This window comes from Paraburkholderia graminis, assembly GCF_003330785.1.
Classification (GTDB): Bacteria; Pseudomonadota; Gammaproteobacteria; order Burkholderiales; family Burkholderiaceae; genus Paraburkholderia; species Paraburkholderia graminis.
The window spans coordinates 2,388,970-2,405,402 of the sequence record NZ_CP024934.1 but is presented as its reverse complement, the minus strand read 5'-3'; the positions used below and the strand labels follow the sequence as shown (position 1 = coordinate 2,405,402).

12 protein-coding genes are annotated in these 16,433 nt (G+C 60.9%); 7 read left to right on the top strand and 5 right to left on the bottom strand.

Translation table 11 applies throughout. The annotated features are described in order from the left end of the window. Positions 1-78: 78 nt before the first annotated feature. Both CUJ91_RS10640 and CUJ91_RS10635 read right to left on the bottom strand, forming a co-directional pair. On the bottom strand, positions 79-534 hold the full coding sequence (locus CUJ91_RS10640) for a VOC family protein (protein WP_053858299.1): 456 nt from the start codon (positions 532-534) through the stop codon (positions 79-81). A gap of 5 nt (positions 535-539) precedes the next feature. Continuing rightward, positions 540-1,496, bottom strand: coding sequence for an enoyl-CoA hydratase/isomerase family protein (locus CUJ91_RS10635; protein ID WP_006052661.1), 957 nt, complete (start codon positions 1,494-1,496; stop codon positions 540-542). A 383-nt stretch (positions 1,497-1,879) separates the two neighbouring features. On the opposite strand from CUJ91_RS10635, the gene CUJ91_RS10630 reads away from it, so the two are divergent. From CUJ91_RS10630 to CUJ91_RS10620, 3 genes are all read left to right on the top strand, one after another. Continuing rightward, on the top strand, positions 1,880-3,205 hold the full coding sequence (locus CUJ91_RS10630; protein ID WP_114156189.1) for an epoxide hydrolase family protein: 1,326 nt from the start codon (positions 1,880-1,882) through the stop codon (positions 3,203-3,205). Between the two features lie 109 nt (positions 3,206-3,314). Further along, on the top strand, positions 3,315-3,674 hold the full coding sequence (locus CUJ91_RS10625) for a BON domain-containing protein (RefSeq protein ID WP_114156188.1): 360 nt from the start codon (positions 3,315-3,317) through the stop codon (positions 3,672-3,674). A 56-nt stretch (positions 3,675-3,730) separates the two neighbouring features. Next, positions 3,731-4,195 (top strand): universal stress protein, encoded by a 465-nt coding sequence (locus CUJ91_RS10620; protein WP_006052664.1) that lies wholly within the window; start codon positions 3,731-3,733, stop codon positions 4,193-4,195. Between the two features lie 23 nt (positions 4,196-4,218). On the opposite strand, the gene CUJ91_RS10615 is transcribed toward CUJ91_RS10620, so the two are convergent. Next, positions 4,219-4,632, bottom strand: a complete 414-nt coding sequence (locus CUJ91_RS10615) for a response regulator (protein WP_149029180.1) — start codon at positions 4,630-4,632, stop codon at positions 4,219-4,221. Positions 4,633-4,788: 156 nt separating this feature from the next. Beyond that, on the bottom strand, positions 4,789-5,436 hold the full coding sequence (locus tag CUJ91_RS10610; RefSeq protein WP_006052666.1) for a response regulator transcription factor: 648 nt from the start codon (positions 5,434-5,436) through the stop codon (positions 4,789-4,791). Between the two features lie 315 nt (positions 5,437-5,751). Here CUJ91_RS10610 and CUJ91_RS10605 point away from each other — a divergent pair, with 315 nt between their 5' ends. Continuing rightward, complete coding sequence (locus CUJ91_RS10605) at positions 5,752-6,429, top strand: type 1 glutamine amidotransferase domain-containing protein (RefSeq protein ID WP_006052667.1); 678 nt, start codon at positions 5,752-5,754, stop codon at positions 6,427-6,429. A 100-nt stretch (positions 6,430-6,529) separates the two neighbouring features. Next, entirely contained in the window at positions 6,530-8,263 is a 1,734-nt protein-coding gene (locus CUJ91_RS10600; RefSeq protein ID WP_053858296.1) for an FAD-dependent oxidoreductase, read from the top strand. A gap of 20 nt (positions 8,264-8,283) precedes the next feature. On the opposite strand, the gene CUJ91_RS10595 is transcribed toward CUJ91_RS10600, so the two are convergent. After that, on the bottom strand, positions 8,284-9,291 hold the full coding sequence (locus CUJ91_RS10595) for a LysR family transcriptional regulator (RefSeq protein ID WP_161966572.1): 1,008 nt from the start codon (positions 9,289-9,291) through the stop codon (positions 8,284-8,286). Between the two features lie 478 nt (positions 9,292-9,769). Here CUJ91_RS10595 and CUJ91_RS10590 point away from each other — a divergent pair, with 478 nt between their 5' ends. Next, entirely contained in the window at positions 9,770-15,736 is a 5,967-nt protein-coding gene (locus CUJ91_RS10590; protein WP_114156186.1) for an ATP-binding sensor histidine kinase, read from the top strand. A gap of 321 nt (positions 15,737-16,057) precedes the next feature. Continuing rightward, on the top strand, positions 16,058-16,321 hold the full coding sequence (locus tag CUJ91_RS34795) for a DUF3331 domain-containing protein (protein ID WP_053858293.1): 264 nt from the start codon (positions 16,058-16,060) through the stop codon (positions 16,319-16,321). The last annotated feature ends 112 nt before the right edge of the window (positions 16,322-16,433 follow it).

The window sequence follows — 16,433 nt, the reverse complement described above, 5'->3', positions numbered from 1 at the left end:
CCACACCGTATCGGACGATGGCACCGCGCGGTGTTCGCGGCTACCGCCCTCGAGCGCGAGCTCGTCGCAATTCGTTTCTTAAACGCGCGGGTCGAAATCGAATTCGAGCCTGATGCCGCCGGGTTCATAAACCATCGCATGCCGCTTTGGTCCTTGACCGAGGTCTTCAGGCGCGAATTCGGCCACCACGCCTGCCCATTCCGAAACGCGCGCAAATATCTCGTTTAATGCTTCTTCACTACCCACCTTCAATGCGAGATGGTGCAGGCCGACGTTGGTCTTGCGGTCGAACTCGACGCGCCGGTCCGCGTCGAGTACTTGCCAAAGCGTCAGCGTGACGTGTCCATCGGACACGAACGCCGCAGGGTAGCTCGGGCGCTCGCCAACGAGAGTCCAGCCGAGGCATTCGGTGAAGAACTCCACCGTGAGCTTGAGGTCTCGAACCGTCAGACCGATATGGTCTATTCCGCGGGTTAGGGGTTTGCCTTCCACTGTGACTTCTCCGTTATTAATGAACCGGTCGCATTGCGCCATTATGCCTACTTGCCACCCCGACTTACTTCGCCCGTATATCGATCCAGATGAATCTCCACGTCGGGCTTTTTCTGCAGCCCGAGTTCCATCAGCTTCCCGATATCGTGCTGTGCCTGCGGACGCTGCACAGAAGTAATGAAGGCGTCCCATTGTGGGCCGAGTTCGCTATCGGGCGGGAGAGTGGCAATGTTGACGAAATGCTTGATTTCCCCAATGGTTTGCTTGTCGAACGAGGCGATGCGCCGGGCCAGTGTGTCGACAAACTTATCCAGCTCGGCATCTGGCAGCGAGCGGTTGACATAGCCATATCGCTCCGCAAGTTCGCCGTTGATGTCGCTGCCGCTCAGCAGGATTTCAAGCGCACGGCCCCGTCCCATCAGGCGGGGAAGACGCGACATCGGTCCGCCACCCGGATCGAACCCGGCGCCCACCTCGAATTGCGAAAGCACGGCTTTTTCGCGGCTGGCAAAGCGCATGTCGGATGCAAGCGACAACTCACTGCCAACGCCGGTAGCCCGGCCCCGGATCGATACGATCGACACGACAGAAGAGCGGCTCAGGCGACTCAACATATCGGGCAATGGCGGCATACCGGTGGGTCCGGGCGGCATGCTCGTAGTCGCTTCGAGCGGGGGCACGAAATCATAGTGAGTCAGGAAAAAACCAGGTACGGCGCTGTCGAACACCACGACCTTTAGTTCGGGATCGTTTTCTATCTGCGTGATGACGCTGTTCAACTGAGGTATGGATTCGGGGCCGAAGATATTGAACGGCGGATGATCGATCGTGACACGCCAGTATTGCGGCGTTACGCGTTTGATGCCGAACTCCGGCTTTGCGCCCGCTTCCAGTTGCACCGCCTGCTTCGCGGCAGCGCCGCTTTGATTCTCTTGTGCGATCGCGCTGCTATTGAAAAACAGTGGGCTTGCGATCAATGCCACCACAAATTGAGTCGGGTTCATGTTTGCTTCCTTTTGGTCCTGAGAAGATTCGCGGGACAAAAAGCGTGCGGCGCATCCGGTCCACCCAGGTAGTCTAGTCGCGGCCTTGTGCAAGACCAATGAGCGTGACGCCATCGCTCGATCAATAGTCTTGATACCGTATTGAGCGACGCGAAAAAACGGCTGGCGTATCCGGCTGCGTTGCCGTCGCATGACATCTCACACGGTGCTTTACGCGCATCGTATGTATCGCTGCGGCCACGCTGATTGCAGCGGAAAAGATCTATTCGCGGCCGACACAACTGTTGTTCTAACCCGGCCGTTTACCCGCAAGGTTTGTTTACCCACAATCGCTACCACCACTGCGACGTGCGGCGTCGCACTTATTGCCAACAGGAGTCTGTATGGCCGACGATATCTTTCCCGAGACCGCATCGCGCCGTCGCTTTATCGGCGTGGCGGCGTCGGCCGCTGTTGCTGGTTCACTAAGCCGACTGGCGTTCGCAGAACCGAATCGATCGATCATTGACGCATCGCCATCGGGCAGTGCCGACAAATCGGCTATTCGGCCACTCCGTGTGCACGCGCCGGAATCAAAAGTTATCGATCTAAAGAGGCGGATAAAGGCGACCCGCTGGCCTGAGCGCGAAACCGCGAAGGATGCGTCTCAAGGCGTGCAACTCGCAACCATGCAAAAGCTCGCCCGTTGCTGGGTGACGGACTACAACTGGCGCGACGTCGAGGCGAGACTGAACTCGCTGCCGCAATTCGTCACCGAGATTGACGGCGTCGACATTCACTTCATCCACGTTCGCTCGAAGGACGCCAATGCGTTACCGGTCATCATCACGCACGGGTGGCCTGGCTCGATCATCGAGCAATTGAAGATTATTGGCCCGCTGACGAACCCAACGGCGTACGGCGGCACTGCGTCCGATGCATTCGATGTCGTGATTCCGTCGCTCCCTGGCTACGGCTTCTCGGGGAAGCCGACCGAGGAGGGCTGGGACCCCGTTCGCATCGCACGCGCATGGGTCGTACTGATGCAGCGGCTCGGCTACACGCGGTACGTCGCGCAAGGCGGCGATTGGGGCAATGCGGTGACGGAGCAAATGGCTTTGCTGACACCGCCGGAACTGCTCGGCATTCACACCAACATGCCGGCGACGGTGCCCGACGACATCGCGCAGGCACTCAAGTTCGGAGAACCGGCGCCCGCGTCTCTGTCAGCCGACGAGAAGCACGCGTTCGATCAGCTCGACTATTTCTACAAGCACGGCCTCGGCTACGCATTGGAAATGGCGAACCGTCCGCAGACGCTGTATGGCATCGAAGATTCGCCGCTCGGCCTCGCCGCGTGGATGATCGACCACGACGCCGCCAGCCAGGCACTGATCGCGCGAGTATTTGACGGTCAGTCCGAAGGGATCACACGCAACGACGTGCTCGATAACGTGACGCTCTATTGGTTCACGGGCACGGCAATTTCATCGGCGCGCCTGTATGAGGAAAACAAGCTGAACTTCTTTGCGCCGAAGCACGTTGCTATTCCGGTTGCCGTGAGCGTCTTTCCCGATGAGATCTACGCTGCGCCGCAAAGCTGGACAGCGAAAGCATATCCACAGTTGATCCACTACAACCGCCTTCCGAAAGGCGGCCACTTTGCGGCGTGGGAACAACCGCAAGTTTTCTCGGAAGAGCTGCGCGTGAGCTTTCGGTCTCTGCGTTGACCGCACAGATACGGCGGGTAGAAGCGCAATGCGGGTGACGTCATGTAATCAGGATTGCCCGCGACTGACTATCGATCGTCCATGATTTGCTTACCGGCAGGAGCCTGACATGCAAACCCGAGTACTGATCTTCACCATGACGGCCGTGGCCGCTTTTACGATGGCTTTGCCTGGCGGCATACCGAGTACTTCGGCTGCGGATTCGTCGTCCGTCAGCACGGACGCTCCGAGCAAGAAGCAGCTTCGAGCCGACAATCGCGCTTTGAGTCATGCCGTGCGCAAGTCGCTCACGAAAGTGAAAGGGCTGGACTCCTCGCACATTAACGTGCTGGCGCACGGCGGCGTCATCACGCTTGCGGGAACTGCGCCCGATGAGGCGCAAATCCAGTCGGCCGGAACAGCAGCGGAAAACGTAGGAGGCGTTCATCGCGTGGACAGCCGGCTCACGGTCTACGAGCCCGGAAATTGACTTCGTGTGGCGACGGAGCCCGCGTGTGAATCTGATCTTCGATGGGTAGGCTCACCATGTTCAATATCCTTCTGGTGCCGCTGGACGGCACGCTTCAAAGTGCGAATGTCATCGACCTGGTGCGGCGCGTCGCGTCGCCGGGTCGCGCGACCGTACATCTTCTCTGCGTTATCGATCCTTCTTATGCACTGCCTCCCGGTAGCGAAAGCGGTATCGCGCCCGACGGGCTGACCTATCCGCCCGCAAGCGCGCAGACATCGTTTGCGCGATCCGTCCTCGCCACAGCAGCCGGGCAGCTTGCCGGCCACAATCTGATCGTGGAGCAGCACCTTCGCGCGGGAAATCCGCCGGCCGATGTGATCATCGAACAAGCCGGGCTGCTGGCCGCCGAGGTCATCGTGATGGGGCACCACCATCTGTCACGGCTGCGCCGCTGGGCTAATCCGTCGATCAGCGGAGAAGTGATCGACCGGTCGCCTTGTCCCGTACTGATCGAAACACGGGACAAAGGGCTGACGTGATGATGGCGGCGATAAAAGCAAGGTTACGTCTGTAGTATTTCACCAATCAGCGCGAGTAGCCGCACGCCGTCCACTGGCTTCGAGAAGAAACCGGCGGCTCGGCTCGCTTGCGCTTTTTCGAATAGCTGTTGCGTCGCGTAAGCCGTAATAAAAATGACGGGGCTTGGACGTTGCCATAGTTTGATCGACTCAAGAAGCGCAAAGCCGTCCATGCCGGGCATGTGAATATCGGCGATAACCAGATTCGGTTGCGATCGCGACGCATCGACCAGAAGATGGTTGGCGGACTCGTAAACAATAGCGTGCCAGTTCGCCGAACGAAGCAGATTGGATATCGCCATCCGGATGGATTCGTCGTCGTCCACCACTGCAATAGTTGCAGGAGAGCGCTTTGATTTCATCAGGAATCCACAGAGCACGGACACGGATTCGAACAAGCTGATTCTTCTTGCAACTTACAGGCCAATGGGCGAAGCAGCAATAAGACGTTCGAATGATCCGGATGACAGTGTGTATTAGCCTGAGCGCATTCGTCGTGATTGAGGAAGAGGTAAGGGCAGTGCGATAGGCCCGGCCGGTTTGTCGAGCCGCTCCTAGTGCAGAGGCGCCACTTGCTGTAGCTTCCTCACGACGTCAGGCACTGAGCGTGCATTCAACTTGTGCATCGCTTGCGCGCGATGGATCTTGACTGTCACTTCGCTCAGAGAAAGCTGGCCCGCGATCTGCTTGTTCAGCAGTCCATCGGCGACCAGTTTGATGACTTGCCGCTCGCGCGCCGTCAGGGATTCGTACGTTTGACGGATGCCCGCCACGATCTTCGCCTGACGCTTCAATTCTCCATCCCGCTTCAGCGCGGCGGCGATCGTATCGATCAGGTCCTGATCCTTGAACGGCTTTGTCATGAAGTCAAAAGCCCCTGCCTTCATCGCCTTCACGGACATTTCGATGTCGCCGTGCCCGGTCAGAAAAATAACCGGAAACGGGACGCTCTCCCGGAATGGATGCTGTTGCAGCGTGAGGCCGCTCGTGCCTCGCAGCCGAACGTCGAGAATGAGGCAACTGGGCACGTCGGGCATTTCCGCGGCCAGAAAGTCGTCCGCCGATTCGAACGCCAGTACCTTGATGCCGACGGAAGTGAGCAGAGAAGTCAGTGCGCCCCGAATGGATTCATCGTCGTCGACCACATAAACAAGCGAGTCCGACAATGATTCCCTTGCGCCCATCGCATTGTCATGTTTCATCGCTTGCTCATCCAGAACTGGTTGCATTGAGCCGACGCGGATACGTTCGTATAGTAAGCAACCGTCCCGCTTATCGCCAGGTTTTTGTAGAGGGTTTTGCATCTTGCCACTCGAGCCGGGCGCTGAAGACGAAGTACTCGTTCTGCGCAACCGCACAGGCCGGCAACGCCATACGTAGGTATTGATTGAACAATCGAACGGCGGTCGCCCGACATGCGTTGTACGTATGGTGTGCCGCCGCGATTGGGCGTAGCGTTACCGGTGTCCGCCCAGCCGTCGCACAGGCATGTCCTCGCAATCAACCGGAGACTGACAATGAAGGTTTTGATGGTTTTGACTTCGCACAACGTGCTTGGAAACACCGGCAAGCCGACCGGTTTCTGGCTCGAAGAGTTCACGGCTCCGTACTATGCGTTCGTCGATGCCGACGTGGAGGTCACCGTGGCTTCCGTCAAAGGCGGCCAGCCGCCGATCGACCCCAAAAGCGACGAGCCCGGCAACCAGACAGATTCCATGGAGCGCTTCAAGAAAGACGCTGCCACCCAGGCAATTCTCGCCAACACCGTCAAGCTGTCCGAAGTAAGCTCCGACGGCTACGATTCGGTCTTCTATCCGGGCGGGCACGGCCCGCTGTGGGACCTCGTGGAAGACAGAAACTCGATCGCCTTGATCGAGGCGTTCTATAACGCCGGCAAGCCGGTCGCCGCCGTCTGTCACGCGCCGGCCGTATTGAACAACGTCACGTATCAGGGGCAGCCCATCGTCAAGGGAAAGCGTGTCACGGGCTTTACCAATAGCGAAGAAGAGGCTGTGCAGCTTACCGCGGTCGTACCGTTCCTGGTCGAGGACGAGCTGAAGCGTCTGGGCGGCCTGTTTGAAAAAGGCCCGGACTGGTCGGTATATACGATCGTAGACGGGCGGCTGATCACAGGCCAGAATCCGGCTTCGTCTGGCCCGGCTGCCAGAGAACTGATCAAGCTCCTGCGGGCCTAGCGAGTGCAGGGCGTGATTTGCCGGCGCTGCCGCCTGCCTGCCGCGACGGCGCGCAGCCTCGCCACGCGGGCGCCAGCCGGCCGGTCAAGGAGGTTCGGCAATGAGCAACGAGCCAGAGTCGCCAGGCAAGGCGCCCGCCCGCGAAGTGACGGAGAACACGAGCCGCGTTGATGACGAGGCGCTCGCCGACGACCCTGCGGTGCGCGACCATCCTCGCTACAACCAGATGTTTCCGGTCCTCTCCGCTGCGGAGATCGACAGCATACGGCGGTTTGGCAGCGTGTCGCGCTACGTCAAGGGCGACTTGCTTTACCGTGCCGGAAGCCGTTGCCCAGGAATGTTCGTCGTGCTGTCAGGCAAGGTCCGGATAGTCGGCCGCGACGGCCTCGGCCACGAACGCGTGATTCACACCTACACGAAGCGCGGCGAATTTACCTCTGACGTCACCCAGCTATCTAGCAAGCTGGCCGTGGTCGACGCGCATGTCCTCGAAGATGTCGAAGCCGTGCTCGTGCGGCCCGCCGAGCTTAGCGCGATGATGGTGAGCGAAGCCGACCTCGGCGAAAAGATCATGCGCGCGCTGATCTTGCGGCGGGTGCTCGTCATCGAACGCGGACAGGGGGTCGTTCTCGTCGGCTCGTCGCGCCATCCGCAGTTGGCCGCCTTGCAGAATTTCTTGCGGCGCAACGCGTTTCCCAACATGACGCTCGATAGCGAGCAGGACGCCGAAGCCATCGCGTTGCTAGAGCGACTGACGCCGCAGCCCGACGACTTCCCGCTGATCTTTTGTCCGGACGGCACGGTGCTGCGAAACCCCGATGAAGGGCAACTGGCATCGTGCCTCGGCCTCATTCCGGAATTCGATCCGACGCATGTCTACGATGTGACGATCGTCGGCGCGGGTCCGGCGGGCCTGGCAGCAGCAGTCTATGCGGCGTCCGAAGGATTGTCGGTGGCGGCGCTCGACTGCCGCGCGCCCGGTGGGCAGGCCGGCACAAGCGCGCGCATCGAGAACTATCTGGGCTTTCCGACAGGCATCTCCGGGCAGGCACTCGCGGGCCGCGCGTTGGTCCAGGCGCAGAAGTTCGGCGCGCATATCGGAATCCCGTGCGAGGTCAGCGCACTGCACTGCGACAGGCAACCGCTTGTCGTCGAACTGATCGGCGGCCGCCGCATTACCACGCGCACGGTGGTGATCGCGAGCGGCGCTGAATATCGCCGGCCTTCCGTCGAGAACCTCTCGCGCTTCGAACGCTCCGGCGTCTATTACTGGGCGACGCCGATCGAGGCGAGGCTCTGCCGCAAGGAGTCCGTCGTGCTGATGGGCGGCGGCAATTCCGCGGGACAGGCTGCCGTTTTCCTCGCCGGGCACGCGGAACATGTGCACATGTTCATTCGGGGCGCGACCCTCGCTCGCAGCATGTCGCACTATCTCGCCGATCGTGTCGCGTCGCTCGCGAACCTCACGCTTCATACGCGGATGGAACTGACCGCGCTCGACGGCAATGCGCGTCTCGAGCGCGTGCACTACCGTGGTGCCGGCGGCATCGAAGGAAGCATGACGGCGCATCACCTGTTCGTTTTCATCGGCGCTGAACCCAATACGGGCTGGCTGGATCAATGTGCGGTGTCGCTCGACAGCAGCGGCTTCATATTGACCGGCGCCGACCTGGAAGAAGCCGGCGCGTCGACGATGCCGTTGCAGACGAACATCGAAGGCGTGTTCGCGATCGGCGACGTTCGCTCGGGTTCGACCAAGCGCGTCGCCTCGGCGGTGGGCGAGGGCGCGGCTGTCGTGGGGCAGATACACCGGTTTCTCGCGGCTGGCGGGTGAATAGACGCGCTCAGTCGTACTCAGTCGTAAACCGGCGAGCCGACCGCGTCGAACGAATGATGGATGGCGCGCGCCATGCAAGGCGGCGTGGCGGCTTTTCGCACCGTGACGGGAGCGACGTGCGGCGCTGTCGCGATGTCGTCGATGTTGAAGTGATTCACGATGAAGTCGATGAACGCGCGAATTCTCGCGGGCATGTTATGGCGCGTTTCGAACGCGACCGACAGGTCGAGACGCGGCATGTCGATGTCTGGCAGCACATTGACGAGCAGACCGCTGTCGATATCCGGCTCCGCCAGATAAGCCGGCAGCACGGCGATGCCGTGACCGTCCACGGACATCTTGTGCAGCATCGCAAGACTGTTCGACATGATCAGGCTGTCCGGATGACAGCGGCCATCGCCCAGCCGCTCGAGCCGGCGCAGGCATTCGGAGAACTGCTTGCCTGAATGCTGCAAGACCACATGATCGTTCAGCGCGGCCACCGTGGCCGGTACGCCGTGCCGCTGCAGATACATCGGCGATGCAACGAGCTGCATCGGACTGGACGCGAACCGTCTGGTGACGAGCGAATTGCCGCTGGCTTCCACTTCGGGAACGATCACGACATCGACCCGCCTTTCGACCAGGTTGATCGTGTCGTCGCACAGCGCCACATGCGGCATGACGAGCGGATAGGCGTCGCGGAACGACTTCAGGATCGGACTCAGGTGCCGCAGCCCGAACGCAACGGGAGACGCGATCCTGAGCACGCCGCACGCGCGGCGCTCCTGACCGGCAACGGCCATTTCGGCCTCGTCGATGTCGTCGAGAATACGGCGCGCGCTTTCCAGAAACGTCGCGCCGGCATCGGTCAATGCGACGTGCCGAGTCGTGCGTCTAAATAGCCGGGCGTCGAGACGTTTCTCCAACGCGACGACGCGTCGCGTCACGACGGCTGTGGTCACGGCGAAGTGCTCCGCGGTGCGGCTGAAGCTCGATGTATCGGCAACTTTCACGAAGATACGGATGGTTTCAAGATGGTCCATGATGCGACTCCTGGAGGCGACGCCGACGAGATCGAAGTAATCGTTATGAATCGATATGAGCGAGCATTTTGTGTGCAGCAACGCGGGCTGCATCGATCGTTAGCAGTTCTGCCAGGTTTGTCGTCGTACCCGCTCAGACCGCTGCGATGAGTAGATGAAACCGCGAGTCGGAAGGCCAGTCCATCACACGATGGTATGGCTTGCCACACCATCGTGCTATGACGAAGGCACCGTCGGGAAACTGCGTTGAATCGGTGCATTACAGGCTGAAAGATTCGAATGCGGCGACGCGGAGCGCGGTTGGTGGGGCGTCGCCGTTGCGCGTGCAACCGTAAGTTTTGCTTTGCGTTTGTTGTCTATTCGTACAAGAATGGTCGCTCAATGATCGCGAGCGTGATGTTGTTGGCTGATCGGGCGCGCAAGGTCCCGCGCTGGCTCCGTTCCTGTCCGTTCGGCGCACTCGACGACAGGAGGCGGCGTGATCCTCACCGGGTACGAACTCGAGCCATTACACGACGACGGCGATTTCTCGCTGTATCGGGCGAGGAAAGCCAGTCATGCCGTGACGATGCTTGCGCTGGTCGCCGCGCGGCCGACTTCGCGCAGTGTCGCGCGCCTCGTGCATGAGTACCGTCTGGCGCCGTTCCTCGATGCAAGCTGGGCGGCGCATCCGCTCGCGCTCGACCCGCGCCGCGAGCCGCCCATGCTGGTTCTCGACGACGACGGCGGCGAGCCTTTGCGGCGCATCTTGCGCCGTCCTCTCGAACTGGCGCGTGTGTTGCGTATCGCCGTCAACCTCGCAAAGGTCATCGGCCGCGTTCATCAATGCGGTCTCATACATAAAGACATCAAGCCGGCGCATGTGCTGGTCGATAGCAACGATCGCGTGCGTCTTACCGGCTTTGGCATCGCTTCGCAATTGCCGCAGGAGCATCAGCCGCCCATACCGCCGGAAGTCGTGGCGGGCACCTTTGCATACATGGCGCCTGAGCAGACGGGGCGAATGAATCGCTCGATCGACACCCGCAGCGATCTCTATTCGCTCGGCGTCGTTTTGTACGAAATGCTTACGGGTTCGCTGCCGTTCACGGCATCCGACCCGATGGAATGGATCCATTGTCATATCGCGCGCAGGCCGCCGCCGCCAGGCGAGCGGGCGAGGGGCATTCCCGAGCCTGTCGAGCGCATCGTGCTGAAACTGCTGGCCAAGGCCGCGGAAGACCGCTATCAAACCGCGGCGGGCGTCGAAGCGGATCTTCGTGCGTGCGTTGCGTCGTGGGGCACGAATCATTCGATTGCGCCGTTTGCGCTCGGCTTGCACGATGCATCGGACCGTCTGCTGATTCCCGAAAAACTTTATGGGCGCGAGGCGCAGATCGGGCACCTCGTCGACGCGTTCGAGAGAATCGTCGCGGGCGGCGCGACCGAACTCGTGTTGATTGCGGGCTATGCCGGCATCGGCAAATCGTCGGTCGTCAACGAGTTGCACAAAGTGCTGGTGCCGCCGCGCGGGCTGTTTGCTGCCGGCAAGTTCGATCAGTACAAGCGAGACGTTCCGTACGCCACCTTTGCGCAGGCATTCCAGTGGCTCTTGCGCGATCTGCTCAGCAAAAGCGACACGGAGATCGAGCCCTGGCGCGAACAGTTGATGGAGGCGCTCGCGCCGAATGGCCAGGTGATGGTGAACCTGATTCCCGAGCTCGCGCTCATCATCGGCGAGCAGCCGCCCGTTCCGAATCTGCCGCCGCAAGATGCGCAAAACCTGTTTCATTGGGTGTTCCGTCGCTTCCTGGGTGTGTTCGCGCGGGCCGAGCATCCGCTCGCGCTCTTCATTGACGATCTGCAATGGCTCGATACCGCAACACTCGAACTGCTGGAGCATCTCGTCACGCATCCCGAAGTGCGCCATGTTTTACTGATCGGCGCATACCGCGACAACGAAGTCGATGCGTCGCACCCGCTTGCGCGCACGCTCGATTCGATTCGTAGCGCGGCCGGCAACGTGCAGCAGATCGTGCTCGAGCCGCTGAACGCGCGAAGCATCGCGCAGCTTGCTTCCGATGCGTTGCACTGCGACGGCGCACCGGTCGAGGCGCTTGCGCAACTGGTGCATGAGAAGACAGGCGGCAATCCGTTTTTCACGATCCAGTTTCTGACCGCGCTGCACGATGAAGGCTTGATCCGCTTCGATCATCGCGCCGCGGTATGGACGTGGGATTTGCCGGGCATCCGCGCAAAGGGCTATACCGACAACGTCGCCGACCTGATGGCTGCGAAGCTCGGCCGCTTGTCCGCCGAAACACGTGACGTGCTGGGACAACTCGCGTGCCTCGGCAATGTGGCCGATGTCACCGCGCTGACATGGGTGCAGGACAAAGCGGAAGACAAAGCGGAGGAGGTCACCAACGCCCGCATGTGGGAAGCCATACGCAGCGGACTGGTGTTTCGCGTGGGCTCGAACTATGTGTTCGCTCACGACCGCGTGCAGGAAGCCGCGTATGAGTTGATTCCCGCCGGCGAGCGGCCCGCGGCGCATTTGCGAATCGGCCGAGCGCTCGCCTCGCATACTCCGCCCGAGGCGCTTCACGAGGCGATTTTCGACATCGTCAATCACCTCAATCGCGGTGCGGCTTTAATACAGAGCAAGACGGAGCGCGAGCAAGCCGCGGCACTCAACCTGATTGCAGGCAAGCGCGCGATGAGTTCGACGGCGTACTCGTCGGCCCGAAGCTATCTCGCCCAGGGCGTCGCGCTGCTCTCGGACGCCGCGTGGGACGAGCGTTACGACAGCACGCTGGAACTCTATCTCGCGTATCTGGAATGCGAGTACCTGGTTGGCGATTTCGCCAGGGCGGACGCCGTAGCCGATCTAGTACTCGAAAGGGCGCATGACAATCTCGATCGGGCCAAAGTATTCAGTCTGCGGATGGAGTTATATCAGCTCGCCGGAAAGTACAACGAGAGCTTCGCCGCCGCGCTCGCGGCGCTGCGTGACTTCGGTATCGTTTTTCCGGAGGCTGACGACGAACTCCGCGCGGCCGTCGACGACGCGTTGCTGGAGGTGCCCATCAACCAGGCGGGTCGTCCGACTGAAGCACTGGTCGATGCACCCGTGGCCGAAGACCCGGCGAGCCGCGCGGTCATCAATCTGCTTGTCGAAGCCATGCCGTGCGCGTTCGCCGCGCGTCCGGTCTTTTATCCGCTATTCACGCTGAAGGCGGTCAATCTCTCGCTGCGTCACGGCAATACCGACAACTCGAGTTTCGCGTACGGCAATTTTGCGTTGATGCTGGTTTCCCGTATCGGCGATATCCCGGCTGCCGTGCAGTTCTCCGAAATGTCGTTGCGTCTGAACGAAAAGTTCGGCAATCGCCGCCTGTACGGAAAGCTGCTTCATCTGTATTGCAGTCATGTGAATTTCTGGCGATGTAACATCGACGAGAACCTCCCGGTGTTTGAACAGGCGGCCGTTGCCTGCATGGAAGTGGGCGACCTCGTGTTCGCCGGCAATCTCGCGTTCAATGCCGTATGGCAGTCGATCGAAAAAGGCGACGCGCTCAAGGACGTGCACGCGCATTCGGCACGATACGCAACGCTCATGCTCGAGAGTCATAACGACGCGGTTCATGAAACGATTCGTATCGAGCAGCAGTTCGTCGCGAGCTTGCGAGGTCTGTCGAGCGGAATGCTCACGCTCAACGACGACCACTTCGACGAAGCCGCCTGTTGCGAGGCCATCGTCAAATCCAATTTCGGCTGCGGCATCGGCGTTTATCACATCATCAAGCTGATGCTCGCGTATCTCGATGGCCGCTATGCCGACGCACTGAACGCCGCAGCGATGGCCGACGCGGTCCTCAGTTCGGTGATGGCACTGGCGATCGAGCCCACGTTTCACTTTTTTCATGTGCTCACACTGAGCGCGCTTTATGCCGACGCGTCTGCCGGCCAGCAGCAGGCGTATCGGCAGGTCATCACAGAGAAGCTTCCGAAATTTGAAATGTGGGCGCGACATTGCCCCGCGAATTACGGAAACCGTTACTCGCTGGTGCTGGCGGAACTGGCGCGCATCGACGGTCGCGACGTCGACGCGATGCACCATTACGAAGACGCGCTGCGGCTCGCCCGCGTGCACGGCTTCATTCAGAACCAGGCGATGGCCAATGAGTTGGCCGCGCGATTTCACGCCTCGCGAGCTCGCGCGACGCTTGCCGATCATTATCTGGCCGATGCGCGCTCCTGCTACGAACGCTGGGGCGCACAAGGCAAGGTGCGTCAACTGGAAAGTATCTACCCGCAGTTAAGAGCCGAACTGGTCGACGAAGAAGGGTCGGTTGCGACATCGGTAGAACAACTGGACCTCGCGACTGTCGTCAAGGTATCGGAGTCCATTTTTAGCGGCATGGATCTGAACGAGCTGATTCGCAAGCTGATGCTGCTCGCGCTCGAACACGCCGGTGCCAACCGCGGGCTGCTGATTCTCGCGCGCGGCGACGAACTGCGCATCGAAGCGGAAGCCGAGACAGTCGGTAATACGGTGGCAGTGCGTTTGCCGAAATCGCGCCCGAGCGCCGCCGATCTGCCTATGTCCATCCTTCGCTATGTCGCGCGGACCCGGGACATACTCATGCTCGACGACGTGACTGCGCCCAACCCCTATTCACAGGACGAGTACATTCGCGCGCATGACTGCCGCTCAATCCTGTGTCTTCCGCTCGTCAAACTGACCAGGCTGATCGGCGTGCTGTACCTCGAAAACACGCTGACGGTGGACGTATTCTCGCCGGCCCAAACGGCCGTGTTGCGGCTATTGGCATCGCAGGCGGCGCTGTCGCTCGAAACGTTGCGGCTATACGCGGATCTTCAACATGCGGAAGCGCTGTTGACGGCCGCACAGGAGTTGAGTCACACGGGGAGTTTCGATTGGGATGTGACGGGCGATGCGATGTTCTGGTCGAAAGAGAGTTTCCGTATCTTTGGCTACGACGCAAGCATCACGCCGACGTTGCAGTTGATGCTCGATCGCGTCCATCCCGACGATCTTGCCTTCGTGCGCTCGGCGTTCGATCGCGCCGCGCGCGACGGCCAGGCGTTCGACATCGAGCATCGGCTGTCGATGCCGGACGGCTCGCATGGTCACTTGCAGGTCGTGGCGCACGTGGTGGCCGATGGGCCCGGTCAAAGGCGGCTGGTCGGCGCGCTGATGGACATCACGACACGCAAGCAGGCGCACGCCGCGCTTGCGCGCAGCGAGCAACGCTATCGCAGCCTCTTTCGCGATATACCGGTCGGGCTGTGGCAGATCGAGGCGCAGCCGTTGACCGCGATGCTGACCGAACTGCGCGGGCAAGGTGTCGACGATCTGTCGGCATATATCAGCGACCACGCAGACTGGCTCGAGCGCGCGAAGAACACGCTTGTCGTCGAAGAGACAAACGACCATGCGCTTCAGATGTTCGGCGCGACCGAACGGCGCGCGCTGCTTGGTCCGCTGCCGTGGGTCTGGAAGGAGAGTCCCGATACGCTGCGGCGCGCGCTCGAGAGCCGTTATCGCGGGGACATGCTGTTCCAGGAAACGACCCGGCTGCCGACGCTCGACGGGCGCGTGATCGACGTTCTGCTGACTGTCGCGCGCCCGCGCACGGTCGACGACCTGGGGATCGCGCTGATTAGCCTCGTCGACCTGACCGAGCGCGTTCGCGCCCAGGACATGCTGCAGCGGCTGCAGGCGGATTTCGCGCATGCGGCGCGCATTTCGATGCTGGGTGAATTGACGGCGTCGATCGCGCATGAACTCAACCAGCCGCTCGCTGCGATCGCGATAAATTGCCAGGTCAGCGAGCGCTGGTTGAACCGGCCGGTGCCCGAACTGGACGAGGTGCGGGACACGAACCAGCGCATCGCCGCCGATGCGCAGCGGGCCGTCGACATCATCGGCCGGATTCGCGGGATGGCGCTGCGGCGTGGGCCTAAATACACGCTCGAACCGCTTGCGCTGCTCATCGACGAGGCGCTGGTTTTCTTGCGCCGTGAGATCCAGACGCGCGACGTCCAGGTTTCGCTCGAACTTGCGCCGGGCGTGAGGCGAGTGCGCGCCGATCGCGTGCAGTTGCAGCAGGTGATCGTCAACCTCGTGGTCAATGCGATGCAGCAGATGGAGCAGACCGGCAGCCCGGAACGGCGGATCACCATTCGCACCAATGCGCCGGACGCGGGCACGCTGCATTGCGCTATCGAGGACAGTGGTCCCGGCATCGCGCCCGAGCATATGGATCGCGTGTTCCAAAGTTTCTTCACGACGAAGGAAGGCGGGATGGGAATGGGCTTGCCGATATGCCGCTCGATCATCGACGCGCATGACGGACGCATCGAGGCCGACAATCTGTCCGTGCACGGCGGGGCGCGTTTTCACTTCACGCTGCCGTCCGCGGGGGCTGCGCCTTAAGGCCATTGTTGATACCGGGGATCAAGTGTTGTTCGTGCTGCATCGGTTTTCCAGGTGAGCAAAAGCGCTATTTTCATGGAAGGCGAAATAGACGTCGGGGCATGGTCTGCGTGCAAAGTTCCCTTCACCCGACGTGTCTTCTACTGGAGAGCGCACTTGATCATGACCAAGCGAGTGGACCCGTGGGCGCAGACGATACATCTGCTTTTATCCGGATCGCGATGCGAGGAATGCGCTGGGCGAAGAACTTCCGCGCACGAGCGTATGACGCCGTGCCGTTCAGACGCGTACTCGAACGTGAACTGCGCTGCCCGACCTGTCGTGAGTCTGATCGAGCGAACCTCGCCGTCCGCCGTCACGATTCAGTGGCGCGATTCCACGAGCTGCTTCTACGGCGCGCAGATATGGCGAGTGGCCGGCGCCAAGGTTTCAGGCGTGTGTGTCCTGACCGGACAACGGATTCGTCGCGGCGATCGTATTTATCATCCCTGGCGGTCGAACCCGGAACCCGTCAACGCGCACGCCATGATTCTCGAATCGGCGCTAGAGTTGATGGCGCCGCTGCAACCGACCACCGCGCCGTGACGATTCATACACCGGCTTCAGTTGTTTTCAGGCGTAATTCAGGACTTGTTTACGACGGTCTCGTAGGTTATCAATTCGGCATGGCAATGCTGCGGTCCCGTCATTGCTTGCC

Coding starts and splice junctions, on each gene's coding strand:
- CUJ91_RS10640 (WP_053858299.1), bottom strand. CDS start 534: ATGGCGCAATGCGACCGGTTCATTAATAACGGAGAAGTCACAGTGGAA.
- CUJ91_RS10635 (WP_006052661.1), bottom strand. CDS start 1,496: ATGAACCCGACTCAATTTGTGGTGGCATTGATCGCAAGCCCACTGTTT.
- CUJ91_RS10630 (WP_114156189.1), top strand. CDS start 1,880: ATGGCCGACGATATCTTTCCCGAGACCGCATCGCGCCGTCGCTTTATC.
- CUJ91_RS10625 (WP_114156188.1), top strand. CDS start 3,315: ATGCAAACCCGAGTACTGATCTTCACCATGACGGCCGTGGCCGCTTTT.
- CUJ91_RS10620 (WP_006052664.1), top strand. CDS start 3,731: ATGTTCAATATCCTTCTGGTGCCGCTGGACGGCACGCTTCAAAGTGCG.
- CUJ91_RS10610 (WP_006052666.1), bottom strand. CDS start 5,436: ATGAAACATGACAATGCGATGGGCGCAAGGGAATCATTGTCGGACTCG.
- CUJ91_RS10605 (WP_006052667.1), top strand. CDS start 5,752: ATGAAGGTTTTGATGGTTTTGACTTCGCACAACGTGCTTGGAAACACC.
- CUJ91_RS10600 (WP_053858296.1), top strand. CDS start 6,530: ATGAGCAACGAGCCAGAGTCGCCAGGCAAGGCGCCCGCCCGCGAAGTG.
- CUJ91_RS10595 (WP_161966572.1), bottom strand. CDS start 9,291: ATGGACCATCTTGAAACCATCCGTATCTTCGTGAAAGTTGCCGATACA.